This window comes from Nocardia sp. CA-129566 (assembly GCF_050956075.1).
GTDB lineage: Bacteria > Actinomycetota > Actinomycetes > Mycobacteriales > Mycobacteriaceae > Nocardia.
Genome location: NZ_CP192085.1, coordinates 8,805,520 through 8,819,268 on the forward strand (window position 1 = coordinate 8,805,520; position 13,749 = coordinate 8,819,268).

A 13,749-nucleotide genomic window follows, 5' to 3' on the forward strand; every position below is an offset into this window, starting at 1 on the left:
CGCGAAGGACACGACGACCTCGAACGACACAGCGACCTCGAACGACACAGGGCTGCCGCGCTTTTCGCGGCAGCCCCGCCGGTCTCAGGTCGTCCCTGCCGTCTTACTTGCCGCTCGCCTCGGCGTGCTCGTCGGCCGGGCGCTCCTCGGTCTGCGCCTTGGCCCAGCGGTAATCCGGCTTGCCCGCCGGATTGCGCCTGATCTGGTCCACGAACCACAGGCTGCGCGGCTGCTTGTAGGACGCGATCTCCTGGGTGAGCACCGGACGCAGTTCCTCCAGGGTGGGCCGCTTATCTCCGCGACACTGCACGACCGCGACCACCCGCTGCCCCCACCGCTCGTCGGGAACACCGACCACCAGCGCGTCGAAGACCTCGGGATGGATCTTGAGCGCGCCCTCGACCTCCTCCGGGTAGATCTTCTCGCCACCGCTGTTGATGCTGACCGAGCCGCGGCCGAGCATGGTGACGGTGCCGTCCTCCTCGACCCGGGCGTAGTCACCCGGAATCGAGTAGCGAATTCCGTTGAACTCCTTGAACGTTGCCTTGGTCTTGGCCTCGTCCTTGTAGTAGCCGACCGGAATGTGGCCGCTGCGCGCGAGGAAACCGACCTGCCCGGAGCCCGGCACCACCGGATTGCCGTCATCGTCGAGCACCTGGGTGGCGGCGTCGATCTTCACCCGGGGACCACCGGTGTGGTTGGCGCCCTTGGCGACAACGGAAAGACCGCCGAAACCGGTTTCGGAGGAGCCGATGGAATCGGTGATCATCCGGTTGGGCAGCAGTTCCAGGAACTTGTCCTTGAGCGTCGGCGAGAACAGCGCGGCACTGCTCGCGATCAGGTACAGGCTCGAAAGGTCGTACGGTGCACCGGTTTCCGGATTGCCCTCGATCAGGGCGTCGACCATCGGCCGGGCCATGGCGTCACCGGTGATGAAGATGAGGTTGATCTTGTGCCGGTCGATGTGCTGCCACACCCCGTGCCCGGTGAACTCCGGGATCATCACGGCCTTGCCGCCGTCGAAGAGGCTGTGGAAGGTCGCCGTCTGTGAGCCACCGTGGATCATCGGCGGAATCGGGAACCGGACCATCTGCGGATTGCCCGCGCCGGTCTTGGCCTGATGCCATTCGTCCTCGACGTATTCGCCGGTGAGGAAGTTGATGCCGCCGCCGAGTACACGCCACCAATCCTCGTGCCGCCACATCACGCCCTTGGGCAGGCCGGTGGTGCCGCCGGTGTAGAGCATGAAGATATCGTCGGCGGACCGCTCGCCGAAGTTCCGCTCACCCGAGGACTGCTCGAGCACCGCCTCGTATTCAACCGAATCCGCTGCGGTGGGGATGGTGTCGGTCGTATCGTCGTCCACGACGATGACCGTTTTCAACAGAGGTGTCTTGGGGCGGACTCCACTCACCCGGTCGCTGTAGCGGCGCTCGTGGATCAGGGCGACCATATCCGAATTGTCGAAGATATACTGCAACTCGTTCTCGATATATCGGAAGTTCACGTTGATCATCACGGCGCGGGCCTTGAAGACCGCGACCATGGCCTCGACGGCCTCGATCGTGTTCCGTGAATAGATGCCCACCTTGTCACCCGGTTGGACACCCTGTTGCAGCAGGTAGTTGGCGAGTTTATTGGCCCGCTCCTCCAGCTGCGCGTAAGTCACCTCGCGGCCGTCGTCGGCCAGCGCTACGCGGTCGGGCATCAGATCGATGGCGTGTTCGACTAGGTCCGCTATGTTGTAGCTCACAGAGCTAAAAATAGAACGTGTTACTGTTTCTGACAAGGCTGAATTTGCCCATCCGGCCGACTCCGCCGGCCCCCTGAGTGTCAGGAGATCGAGTAATGCCAGATTGCCTCGTCGAGAAGCGCGATCACGTCCTCATCGTCACCATGAATCGCCCCGAGGCCCGCAACGCGCTGTCGGCCGAGATGATGGCGATCATGCGCGACGCCTGGGATCAGGTGGACAATGATCCCGATATCCGCGTCGCGATCCTGACCGGCGCGGGCGGCGCATTCTGCGCTGGCATGGACCTCAAGGCGATGTCGGCCCGGCATCCCGGCGACGCATCGACCGCGGGCAGTTTCGATCCGACCAAATTGGAGGCGCTGCTCAAGGGCCGCCGACTCACCAAACCGCTGATCGCGGCGGTGGAGGGTCCTGCCATCGCCGGTGGCACCGAGATCCTGCAGGGCACCGATATCCGAGTGGCCGGGGAAGGCGCGAAATTCGGTGTGTCCGAAGCGCGTTGGGGCCTGTTCCCGCTCGGCGGCTCGGCCGTTCGGCTGGTCCGCCAGATTCCCTACACCATCGCCGCCGACATTCTGCTGACCGGCAGGCACGTCACCGCCGCCGAGGCCAAGGAGATCGGGCTGATCGGACATGTGGTCCCGGACGGCACCGCATTGGACAAGGCACTCGAACTCGCCGCGCAGATCGCGGCGAACGGACCCGTTGCGGTGCAGGCGATTCTGCGCACCATTCGGCAGACCGAGGCCATGCCGGAAGAGGACGCCTTCCAGATCGAGGCCGAACTCGGCATGGCGGTGTTCCGGACCGCCGATGCCAAGGAGGGCCCCAGGGCCTTCGCCGAAAAGCGCAAGCCCACCTTCATCGGCAGCTGAATTACGTTCTCGCCGAGGCGATTCGAATGGTGGCACCCGGGCCACCATTCGACCGGCCGCGGCGGATCAATTGCCGGGGTAGTCCATCCAGAAGGGCTCCCACTGGTGGCCGTCGGGGTCGATGAAGGTGCGGCCGAACATGCCGACCTGGGCCTCCTCGGCGCGGCGATCCTCGTTGAGCTCCTCGGTGGCGCCAGCGGCCAGCGCGGCCTCGGTGAGGATGTCGACCTCGCGCGCGCTCGCCAGCGATAACGCGAAGGCGCCGCCGACCGTCGCGACGGTATCGGCGATCGGGCGCTTGCTGAAGGTCGTGAAGAAGTCCCTGGTGAGCAGCATGGCGCAGATATTGTCGTCGATGACGATGCAGGCGGCGTTCTCATCGGTGAAGTCCTGGTTCACCTTCCAGCCGATGGCCTCGTAGAAATTCTTGGACCGGCCCAGGTCTGCGACGGGGAGATTGATGAAGATCATCTTGCTGGGCATGGTGGTCCTTACGTCGTCTTCGGCGGTTTATAGGTATAGACGCCACGACCGCGCCGAACTCATCGCGGCGGTGCCCGTGAACCCGGGCACAAGCCGACATCGCCATCGTGGTGATCTTGATTCCGCAGGTAAGGGGCATTTGGATCTCGAATGTGTCGGTGGGCTGTGGCAGGGTGACACCCATGAACGACTCGTCCGGCTCCACCGTCGGCCTCACCCCGGACGTCCTCGAGTCCTTCGAAGGACATCGGCGAGAGCTGTGCGCTTACGCCTATCGCATGCTCGGCTCCTCCTTCGAAGCGGAGGACGCGGTCCAGGAGACCTTCACCCGCGCGTGGAAGTCCTATGACTCGTTCGAGGGTCGCGCCAGCCTACGATCCTGGCTGTACAAGATCACCACCAATGTCTGCCTCGATATGCTCGACGGCCCACAGCGGCGGGCCAGGCCGATGGATCTGTCCGGTCCGTCGCGGCCGGATTCGCCGCTGCCCATGCCGCAGCCGGATTACGTCTGGATCGAGCCGATCCCCAATGCGCTTGCCTTCGGCTCGGATCCGGCCGAGCACGCCTCCGCCAAGGACACGCTGCGGCTGGCATTCGTCGCCGCCTGTCAGCATCTGCCCGCCACCCAGCGCGCCATCCTGATCATGCGGGAGGTGCTGCGATTCTCGGCCAGCGAGACGGCCGAGGCGCTGACCATGTCCCCCGCATCGGTGAACAGCGCACTGCAGCGCGCCAGGGCGACCATGTCGAAGGTGCAGCCCGCCGACACCGACAGCTACGACGAATCCGATGACGATCAGCGCAAACTCATTGACGATTTCGTCAAGGCCTTCGAGGCCTACGATATGGACACCCTGACCACCCTGCTGAAAGCCGATGTGGCACTGTCCATGCCGCCGATCGAACTGTGGATCTCCGGCCCCGAGAATGTGGCCGCCTTCATGCTCGGCACCGGCAGCGGCTGCCGCGATTCCCGCATGGTCCGCCTGGCAGGCGCCAACGGCCACCCCGCCTTCGGCCACTACAAACCACACGAAACCGAAGCAGGCGTTTGGGTTCCGTGGTCGATCACAGTGCTCGAACTGGACGGCGACACCATCGCCGGACTCAACTTCTTCCTCGACACGGAGAAGCTGTTCCCGCTGTTCGGTTTGCCACCGGAGCTGCGCGAACCCGCCTGAGGTCGGGTCCGGGTGGCAGGGCTGCCGGACGGAACGAGCAGGCCGACCGAAGGGCCAAGCACACTGGGGAGATTCCACCGATGGCGAGCACACCAGACCGGATGCCGCGCGCAGGGCTCACGCACAGCCTATGAACGTCCCGCACAACCAGTGACTATCGCGCAGAACGTGTACCCCCTGCGCGACACTCACTGGGTATGCGACAGCAGTCTCTACGCCGGGGGAGGTGACCAGCAGGCCACGCGAGCGACGAGCAGACCGGACCGGGCGACGCATGCGATAGCACTCCCTCCTCGGGATGTAGCGCTCGTGGAGCTTGCGGTTGGTGTCGCGGCGCAGTTCGTCACCCTGGTGACAAGTAGGCCGGACCAGGCGATCGCCCAGACCGAACCGGGCGACGCGCAGCCCGGACCCCCAGGTGACCGGCGCGGCCGTCACGCACAGCCTGTGAACATCCCGTATGAGCAGTGACTTTCTCGTAGGCCGTGCATGTTCTGCGGGATAGGCACTGGGTGTGCGACAGCGATTCCGCTATGAGGCCGGGATGTAGCGGTCGCGGAGTTTGCGCTTGTAGAGCTTGCCGTTGGGGTCGCGGGGGAGTTCGTCGAGGTAGTCGATGGAGCGGGGCATTTTGTATTTCGCCAATTGGGTTGCGGCGTAGGCCAGTAGTTCGGTGGTGAGTTCGTCGTTGCCCTCGATACCGGCTACCGGCTGGACGACGGCCTTGACCTCCTGACCCCAATCCGGGTGCGGCAGACCGAAGACCGCGACGTCTTCGACCTTCGGGTGGGTGGTGAGGACGTTCTCGATCTCGGCCGGGTAGATGTTCACACCACCGGACAGGATCAGATCGGAGCGGCGGTCGTGCAGGTAGAGGTAGCCGTCCTCGTCGAGGTGGCCGATATCGCCGACGGTGAAAAGGTCACCGACCCTTGATTCTTCGGTCTTCTCCTTGGCGTGGTGGTATTCGAAGCTGGACGCGCCCATCTTCATATAGACCAGACCGGGCTCCCCGGCGGGCAACTCGGAGCCGTCCTCCTCGCTGAGCACCTTGATGACCGACCATGGCCAGGCCTTGCCCACCGAGCCCGGCTTCTTCAGCCAGTCGGTGCCGTTGATGACCGTGCCGCCGCCCTCGGTCGCCGCGTAGTACTCGGTGACCGTCGGCCCCCACCACTCCAGCATCAACCGCTTGGTCTCGGCTGGGCACGGAGCCGCACCGTGCACCATGCTGCGCAGCGATGACACGTCGTACTTCGCGCGCACGTCCGCGGGCAGCGCGAGCAGCCGGTGGAACTGGGTCGGCACCATATGGCTGTGGGTCACCCGATATTTGTCGATGAGCCGCAGCATTTCCTCGGCGTCCCAGCGATCCATCAGAACGAGCTTGTGCCCCAACTGAATAGAGATGGTCGCGAAGTTCAGCACGGCCGTGTGATACAGCGGCGAACCGCAGATGTGCACGTGATCGTCATAGGGCTTCAGCTCGAACAGACCGAAGAACGCGGTCGAAGCCACCGGAACGACATCCGGGTCGGTGCCGGTGAGCGGACGCCGAACGCCCTTGGGCCGCCCCGTGGTTCCCGAGGTGTAGAGCATCGGCGCACCGGTGGTCCGGTTATCGGGCCGACCGGTATCGGCGGCACCCAACCAGGCCACGGACTTGAAGCCCTCGATCTCGCCGACCGCGAAGCGCGCGGTGGCCGGCAGTCCGGCCTCATCCGCCGCGGCGATCGCGGCGGCGGCGAACCGATCGCTCGCGATGAAGGCCTTGGCCTCGCTGTCGGCCAGGATGTAGGCCACCTCGGGGCCGGTCAGATGCCAGTTCACCGCAACGATGTACAGCCCGGCCTGGTAGGCCGCGAAGTAGGCGGCGACCGCCTCGACGCAGTTGTGCACCATGCTGACCAGCACGTCACCGGGCTGTAGGCCGAGTGCCCGCAGGCCGGTGCCGTAACGGTTTGCGAGCGTGGCCAATTCGCGATAGCTCACCTCGCGGCCGGATGGATCCACCAGGGCGATCCGATCGGGTTCCGCGTTCGCGATGTTCCACAGACCGAGAATTTCTACTGACTCCTGCACAGGGGGACGGTGCGGAGGCGGAGCCGACGGGGTGGGTGAATCAGTCACCCCTACGAATTTAGAACGTGTTCTACATCTGTACAAGGGGTGCGAGCCGATGCAATTGCTCGATATCTGGAACAGACACCAGCATCTCGGTGACCCCGGCGGCTTCCCAGACCTCGAGTTGCTTACGCACATGCTCCTCGTCGCCGATGATCGCGGTATCCAAAATCAGCTCATCCGGCACCATCGCGGCGGCCTCGGCCTTCTTGCCGGACCGGAAGAGCCTGCCGATCTCGTCGACCTCGCGCTCGTAGCCCATCCGCCGGTAGACCTGCGCGTGGAAATTCAGCTCCGGCGCGCCCATGCCGCCGATGTAGAGCGCCATGATCCAGCGCATCCGCTCGAGTTCGCTCTTCGGATCGTCGGTGATCACCACCTGACAGCTCGCGGCGATCTCGAAATCGTCCCGCGAACGCCGCGCGCCCGCCCGGGCGAAGCCCTCGTCGAGCCAGTCGTTGTACATCCCGGCCAGCCGCGGCGCGTAGTAGATCGCGAGCCAGCCGTCGGCGATCTCGGCCGTCAGCGCGACATTCTTGGGCCCCTCCGCACCCAGCCAGATCGGCATATCCGCTCGTAGCGGGTGCACGATCGGCTTGAGCGGCTTACCGAGTCCGGTCGATCCCGGTCCGGTGTACGGCAGCGGGTACTGCGGCCCGTCATTGGTGACCGGCGCCTGCCGCTCCAGGATGCGGCGAATGATGCCGACGTACTCCCTGGTGCGCTGCAACGGCTTGGCGAACGGCTGCCCGTACCAGCCCTCGACCACCTGCGGCCCGGAGACGCCGAGCCCGAGGATGGCCCGGCCGCCGCTGAGATGGTCCAGCGTCAGCGCGTGCATGGCCGTCGCGGCGGGGGTGCGGGCCGACATCTGCACCACCGAGGTGCCCAGCCGCACCCGCCGCGTGGCCGAGCCCCACCACATCAGCGGCCCGAAGGCATCCGATCCCCAGGATTCGGCGGCGAACACCGCGTCGAAACCCGCCGCCTCGGCGGCGACCACCAACTCGCCCGCATTCTTCGGCGGCTGCGCCATCCAGTACCCGAGTTGCAATCCGAACTTCATGGACTACCTCTTTCTATCGCTAGCGACTGCTTGCAGGTCGCTCGAAAGGATCAGCAACTTCTTGCCACCAGAATAAGAACCTGTTCTACTCGATTTCGTGGCTGATGAAAATACAGCGTCGCGAAGCGACTCCATGAGGGGCGGTGGTCGGGCGACGGGTGGGCATACCGCATCCGGCACAATCGCGGATGACAGAGGGCCGGAATTGAACACACCGCCCGATGTACTCAGTGCACCCCTTCGGGTGCAATTCGACTACACGCGGTCGGTCGGGCCGGTCATCGGCACCTTCCTGACCGAACTGCGCGCCCGCAAAATCGTCGGCGTGCGCGGCTCGGACGGCCGGGTGCTGGTACCGCCGCCGGAATACGATCCGGTCACCTCCGCGGCGTTGACCGAATTCGTCGACGTGGCCGATACCGGCACCGTCCGATCGTGGACCTGGGTCCGCGATCCGCTGCCAGGCCAGCCGTTCGACCGCCCGTTCGCCTGGGCGCTGATCCAACTCGACGGCGCGGACACCACCATGCTGCACGCCGTCGACGTCGCCGCACCCGAGGACATCCACACCGGCCAGCGCGTCGTCGCCCGGTGGGCGGGCGAGACCACCGGCAGCATCAAGGACATCGTCTGCTTCGAACCGGGCGAAACCTCCACCGCACCAGCGCCATCCGGTTCGGACGGCGAGCCGGTCACGGTACTGGTCACGCCGGTCGACCTGAACTACATGCACAGCGCGTCCCCGCAGGAGACCGTCTACCTGCGCGGCTTGGCCGAGGGCAAACTGCTCGGTGGGCGCACCGACGCCGCGGGCAAGGTGTACTTCCCGCCGCGCGGCGCCAATCCGACCGACGGCAGGCCGACCGACGAGATCGTCGAACTGCCCGACCGCGGCATTGTGACCACCTTCTGCATCGTCAATGTGCCGTTCATGGGCCAGCGCATCAAGCCGCCGTATGTCGCGGCCTATGTGCTGCTCGACGGCGCCGATATCCCGGTGCTGCACCTGGTGCTCGGCTGCGACGCGAGCGAGGTGCGCATGGGCATGCGGGTGGAGGCGGTGTGGAAGCCGCGCGAGGAGTGGGGCTTCGGGCTCAGCAATGTGGACCACTTCCGCCCCACCGGCGAGCCGGATGCCGACTACGACACTTATAAGCACCACCTCTGAGAGGCCACGTTGACCAACAACGCCACCGACATCGCGGTCGTGGGATTCGCCCACGCACCGCATGTGCCGGAGACCTTCGGCACCACCAACGGTGTCGAGATGCTGGTGCCCGTCTTCCAGCAGCTCTACACCCGACTCGGCATCACCAAGTCCGATATCGACTTCTGGTGCTCCGGTTCCTCGGATTACCTCGCGGGCCGGGCCTTCTCCTTCATCTCGGCGGTCGACGCCATCGGCGCGGTACCGCCGATCAACGAATCGCATGTCGAGATGGACGCCGCCTGGGCGCTGTACGAGGCATTCGTGAAACTGCGCTCCGGACAGGCGAAGACCGCGCTTGTCTACGGCTTCGGCAAGTCCTCCGCGGGCACGCTGCGCCAGGTGCTCACCATGCAGCTCGATCCCTACCTGGTCACTCCGCTCTGGCCGGACGCCTGGTCGATCGCGGGTCTGCAGGCGCGGGCCGGGTTGGACGCGGGGCGCTGGACCGAACGCGATATGGCGGCGGTCGCCGCCGGTGACTCCGGCGATATCGAAACCCTGCTCGCCGCAACGTATGTCGCCGATCCGCTGCGCGCGCACGATGTCGCGCCGATCACCGACGGTGCCGCCGCCATTGTGCTCGCGGTCGGCGATCGGGCCCGGGAACTCTGTGAGCGCCCGGCCTGGCTCACCGGCATGGCGCACCGGGTGGACACACCCAACCTCGGCGCCCGCGATCTGACCGTATCCCCGTCGACTTCGGCCGCGGCACAGTCGGTTACCGGCGGCGATACCAGCGGCTTCGATATCGCCGAACTGCACGCGCAGTTCAGCCATCAGCAGCTGATCCTCACCGAGGCCATCGGGTTGCGGCCCGAGACCAAGGTGAATCCATCCGGCGGCGCACTCGCCGCCAATCCGATGTTCGCGGCGGGCCTGGAGCGCATCGGCTTCGCGGCCGAGGCGATCATGGCGGGCACCGCGAATCGGGCGCTCGCCCATGCCAGCAGCGGTCCGGCGCTGCAACAGAACCTGGTTGCCGTTTTGGATTCGGAGGCGAGCCGATGACTTTACCTGCTGCGGTGCTCGGCACCGGACAAACCCATCACGTGACGAAACGAACCGATGTGTCCATGGCGGGCATGTGCCGCGAGGCCATCGATCGTGCACTCGACGACGCCGGGCTGACCATCGCCGATATTGATGCGGTGGTGGTCGGTAAGGCACCGGACTTCTTCGAGGGCGTCATGATGCCCGAGCTGTATCTGGCCGATGCCCTGGGCGCCACCGGAAAACCACTGCTGCGCGTGCACACCGCCGGATCCGTCGGCGGCTCCACCGGCGTCGTCGCCGCCAATCTGGTGCAGGCCGGGGTGCACAAGCGGGTACTCGCCATCGCCTGGGAGAAGCAGTCGGAATCGAATGCCATGTGGGCGTTGTCCTTTCCGGTGCCCTTCACCATGCCGGTCGGCGCGGGCGCGGGCGGCTACTTCGCACCGCATGTGCGCTCTTACATTCGCCGATCGAACGCGCCGGGCCATATCGGTGCGATGGTCGCGGTGAAGGATCGCCGCAACGGCGCGAAGAATCCGCTCGCGCACCTGCACCAGCCCGACATCACGCTGGAGAAGGTGCTCTCCTCCCAGATGCTGTGGGATCCGATCCGATTCGATGAGACCTGCCCGTCCTCGGACGGCGCCTGCGCCGTGGTGATCGGTGACGAGGAAGCCGCCAAGGCCATCGAGGCCACCGGCAAGAAGGTCGCCTGGGTGCACGGCACCGCCATGCGCACCGAGCCGACCACCTTCGCCGGACGCGATCAGGTCAATCCGCAGGCCGGACAGGATGCGGCCGCCGCGCTGTGGCAGGCCGCCGGAATCACCGACCCGCTCAACGAGATCGACGTGGCCGAGATCTACGTGCCGTTCTCCTGGTTCGAGCCGATGTGGCTGGAGAATCTGGGCTTTGTCCCCCAGGGCGACGGCTGGAAGCTCACCGATAAGGGCGAGACCGAGATCGGCGGCACGCTGCCGGTCAACCCGTCCGGCGGCGTTCTATCCTCGAATCCGATCGGCGCCTCCGGACTCATCCGGTTCGCCGAGGCCGCCAAACAGGTCATGGGCCGGGCCGGGGACTACCAGGTCGCCAATGCCAAGAAGGCGCTCGGGCACGCGTACGGCGGCGGGTCGCAGTACTTCTCCATGTGGGTTGTCGGCTCGGAACAGCCGCACTGAGGCTGTCGCCGAGCCCACGGCTCCGGAGGTCGACCGGGGACGCATCGCTTCCCCGGTCGACGTACACCGACTCGATGACCACATCGACACACAGAGGACCGCTGATATGAGCCAAGGAACATTGAAGTTCACCCTCGGCATCGCGCTGAGTCCGCTGGAACAGCTGCCCGAACTGGCGAAAACCGCTGAGGAGTGCGGATTTTCATCGATCGCACTCCCCGACTCGCTGTTCTACATGAAGTCGGCGGCGGCGAAGTATCCCTACACCGCCGACGGCAGCCGGTTCTGGGGACCGGAGACACCGTGGGTCGACCCGCTCATCGGTGCGACCGCCATGGCGGCCGTGACCAGCCGAATTCACTTCTACACCAACGTGCTCAAGCTAGGCTCACGCAATCCGCTGCTGCTGGCCAGGCAGGTCGGCTCGGTGGCCAATCTGTCCGGCAACCGGTTCGGATTCGGCGTCGGAATCGGTTGGGCACCAGAGGAATTCGAATGGTGCGGGGTGCCCTACGCGAAACGTGGCGCGCGAGTCGACGAGATGATCGAGGTCATCAAGTTGGTCCTCGGCGGCGGCATGGTGGAGTACCACGGGGAATTCTTCGATTTCGATCCGCTGCAGATCAGCCCGGCGCCGAGTCAGCCGGTCCCGTTCTATATCGGCGGCCACACCGAACCCGCACTGCGCCGGGCGGCCAAGGTCGGTGACGGCTGGACCTCGGCGATGATGACCTATGCCGAACTGTGCACCACCATCGGCAAGCTCGGCGCGCTGCGCGCCGAATTCGGCCGCGAACAGGTGCCGTTCGAGATCCAGGCGGTGTGCGTCGACAAGTTCGGACGCACCGGATATCAGGATCTGGCCGATGCCGGCGTGACCGATGCGATCGTGATCCCGTGGCTGGCCGATGGCATCGGCTTCGACGGTGAACTGGCGGCCAAGCAGGAGTCACTGCGCCGCTTCGCCGCGAAGAATATCGAGGAACCCATCGTCGCGAAGGCAGCAGTATGAGTACCACCGAACATCCAGCACGGGCCGCCGGACTCGCATCGCAGGCTGCGGTGCGAGCGCGCGATAAGCAGGCGTGGGTCGATCTGTTCGCGGCCGACGGCATTGTCGAAGATCCCGTCGGCCCTTCGGGTTTCGATCCGGAGGGCAAGGGCCATCGCGGCAAGGAGGCCATCGCGGCATTCTGGGATATGGCGATCGCGAAGACCGATTCGATCGAATTCCACTTCGGCGACTCGTTCGCCTGCGGCAATGAGATCGCCTTCACCGGCCTGATCCGCACCAGGATGGGCGGGCACCAGATCGACGCCGAGGGCGTCTTCACCTACAAGGTGGACGAAACGGGCAAAATCGCTGCGCTGCGGGCATTTTGGGAAGTCGACCGCGCCATGGCGACCGCGAAGACCGCTACCTGAGCACGCTGCCTCCCCCTCGGGGCAGCACGAGAGGGGCCCTCGTACCGGCAAGGGGACTACCGGTACGAGGGCCCTTTCGTGTGGACCCAGGCTGCCGACACAAGCCTGGGTCCGCGACGTGTCAGTGCGCGACCGGGCAGCCCGAGCCCTTGTAGTCGACCTGGAACTCCTTGACACCGTTGAGCCAGCCCGAGCGCAGTCGCTTCGGATCACCGAGCTTGGTGATATCGGGCATGGCGTCGGCAATGGCGTTGAAGATCAGGTCGACCTCCATCCGGGCCAGATTCGCGCCGATGCAGAAGTGCGCACCGGTGCCACCGAAGGACAAGTGCTGGTTGTCCTTTCGCGTGATATCGAACTGCTCCGGATTCTCGAAGACGTCCTCGTCGAAGTTGGCCGAGCGGTAGAGCATGATCACCCGCTGGCCCTTCTTGATCTGCACACCCCCGAGTTCGGTGTCCTCCAGCGCGGTCCGCTGGAACGAGGTGACCGGGGTCGCCCACCGGATGATCTCGTCGGCGGCGGTGGCCGGGCGTTCCTTCTTGAACAGCTCCCATTGGTCCGGATGCTCCAGGAAGGCCGCCATACCGTGGGTGATCGCATTGCGGGTGGTCTCATTGCCCGCGACGGCCAGCATGATGACGAAGAAGCCGAATTCCTCCGGGGTCAGCTCATCGCCGTCGACATCGGCCTCGATCAACTTGGTGACGATGTCATCGGCCGGACATTCCTTGCGCGCCGCGGCCATTTGGTAGGCATAGCCGAGCACCTCGGCGGAGGCGGCGACCGGATCGGCCTCGTTCTCCGGATCGTCATACCCGGTCATATCGTTGGACCAGGTGAAGACCTTTCCGCGGTCTTCCTGCGGGACGCCGATCAGCTCGGCGATGGCCTGCAGCGGCAGTTCCGAGGCGACCTGGGTGACGAAGTCGCCGGATCCGTTTTCCGCTGCCTCCTTCACGATGGACTCGGCCCTCGCCTTGAGTTCGGCGCGCAGGCCGTTGATCACGCGCGGGGTGAAACCGCGGGAGATGATCTTGCGCAACTTGGTGTGATGCGGTGCATCCATGTTCAACAGCACGAAGCGCTGCAGTTCGATCTGCTCGCGGGTGATGTCGTCGTTGAAACGCGGGATCGCGGTGTTCTCGAAGTTGGAGAACACATCGCTGCGGCGCGAGACCTCCTTGACGTCCGCATGCTTGCTCACCACCCAGAAGCCCTCGTCGTGGAAGCCGCCGATTTCGGGGGGCTGCGGATTCCACCAGATCGGTGCGGTGCGACGCAGTTCGGCGTACTCCCCCACCGGAACACGCTCGGCGTAAATGTCCGGGTCCGTGACATCGAACCCATCCGGCAGATTCGGCCGGGCATTCCGCGGGTCAACCACCAGATGTCTCCTTCGACAAACTGAAACACGTTCTACAATCATTGAAGCATAGGCTGCATAATGAG

General features: G+C 65.2%; 12 protein-coding genes. 7 read left to right on the forward strand and 5 right to left on the reverse strand.

Annotated elements, in window-relative coordinates; translation table 11 throughout:
- Positions 1-103: 103 nt before the first annotated feature.
- Positions 104-1,753 carry an acyl-CoA synthetase gene (locus tag ACQP0C_RS39150; protein WP_433728497.1) on the reverse strand — a complete coding sequence of 550 codons (1,650 nt, stop codon included), beginning with the start codon at positions 1,751-1,753 and terminating at the stop codon, positions 104-106.
- A gap of 95 nt (positions 1,754-1,848) precedes the next feature.
- Here ACQP0C_RS39150 and ACQP0C_RS39155 point away from each other — a divergent pair, with 95 nt between their 5' ends.
- Positions 1,849-2,631 (forward strand): crotonase/enoyl-CoA hydratase family protein, encoded by a 783-nt coding sequence (locus tag ACQP0C_RS39155; RefSeq protein ID WP_433728499.1) that lies wholly within the window; start codon positions 1,849-1,851, stop codon positions 2,629-2,631.
- Between the two features lie 66 nt (positions 2,632-2,697).
- Here the strand turns inward: ACQP0C_RS39155 and ACQP0C_RS39160 are convergent, their stop codons facing one another.
- Positions 2,698-3,114 carry a VOC family protein gene (locus tag ACQP0C_RS39160; RefSeq protein ID WP_433728501.1) on the reverse strand — a complete coding sequence of 139 codons (417 nt, stop codon included), beginning with the start codon at positions 3,112-3,114 and terminating at the stop codon, positions 2,698-2,700.
- A gap of 182 nt (positions 3,115-3,296) precedes the next feature.
- Here ACQP0C_RS39160 and ACQP0C_RS39165 point away from each other — a divergent pair, with 182 nt between their 5' ends.
- Positions 3,297-4,298, forward strand: a complete 1,002-nt coding sequence (locus tag ACQP0C_RS39165; protein ID WP_433728503.1) for a sigma-70 family RNA polymerase sigma factor — start codon at positions 3,297-3,299, stop codon at positions 4,296-4,298.
- 531 nt (positions 4,299-4,829) lie between these two features.
- Here the strand turns inward: ACQP0C_RS39165 and ACQP0C_RS39170 are convergent.
- A complete protein-coding gene (locus ACQP0C_RS39170) occupies positions 4,830-6,380 on the reverse strand; it encodes an acyl-CoA synthetase (RefSeq protein WP_433728505.1) in 1,551 nt (516 codons plus the stop codon).
- Between the two features lie 70 nt (positions 6,381-6,450).
- Positions 6,451-7,488 (reverse strand): LLM class F420-dependent oxidoreductase, encoded by a 1,038-nt coding sequence (locus ACQP0C_RS39175; RefSeq protein WP_433728507.1) that lies wholly within the window; start codon positions 7,486-7,488, stop codon positions 6,451-6,453.
- 205 nt (positions 7,489-7,693) lie between these two features.
- Here ACQP0C_RS39175 and ACQP0C_RS39180 point away from each other — a divergent pair, with 205 nt between their 5' ends.
- From ACQP0C_RS39180 to ACQP0C_RS39200, 5 genes are all read left to right on the forward strand, one after another.
- Positions 7,694-8,656: a Zn-ribbon domain-containing OB-fold protein gene (locus ACQP0C_RS39180; RefSeq protein ID WP_433728509.1), complete on the forward strand. Its 963-nt coding sequence runs from the start codon at positions 7,694-7,696 to the stop codon at positions 8,654-8,656.
- A 9-nt stretch (positions 8,657-8,665) separates the two neighbouring features.
- Positions 8,666-9,706 (forward strand): thiolase domain-containing protein, encoded by a 1,041-nt coding sequence (locus ACQP0C_RS39185; protein ID WP_433728511.1) that lies wholly within the window; start codon positions 8,666-8,668, stop codon positions 9,704-9,706.
- Positions 9,703-10,872, forward strand: a complete 1,170-nt coding sequence (locus tag ACQP0C_RS39190) for a thiolase domain-containing protein (protein WP_433728513.1) — start codon at positions 9,703-9,705, stop codon at positions 10,870-10,872. Before ACQP0C_RS39185 ends, ACQP0C_RS39190 begins: the two co-directional genes overlap by 4 nt.
- A gap of 121 nt (positions 10,873-10,993) precedes the next feature.
- Positions 10,994-11,884 (forward strand): TIGR03619 family F420-dependent LLM class oxidoreductase, encoded by an 891-nt coding sequence (locus tag ACQP0C_RS39195; protein ID WP_433734785.1) that lies wholly within the window; start codon positions 10,994-10,996, stop codon positions 11,882-11,884.
- A complete protein-coding gene (locus ACQP0C_RS39200; RefSeq protein ID WP_433728515.1) occupies positions 11,881-12,297 on the forward strand; it encodes a nuclear transport factor 2 family protein in 417 nt (138 codons plus the stop codon). Before ACQP0C_RS39195 ends, ACQP0C_RS39200 begins: the two co-directional genes overlap by 4 nt.
- Positions 12,298-12,418: 121 nt before the next feature.
- Here ACQP0C_RS39200 and ACQP0C_RS39205 read toward each other — a convergent pair whose 3' ends face one another.
- Positions 12,419-13,726, reverse strand: a complete 1,308-nt coding sequence (locus ACQP0C_RS39205; RefSeq protein WP_433728517.1) for a cytochrome P450 — start codon at positions 13,724-13,726, stop codon at positions 12,419-12,421.
- Between the last annotated feature and the right edge of the window lie 23 nt (positions 13,727-13,749).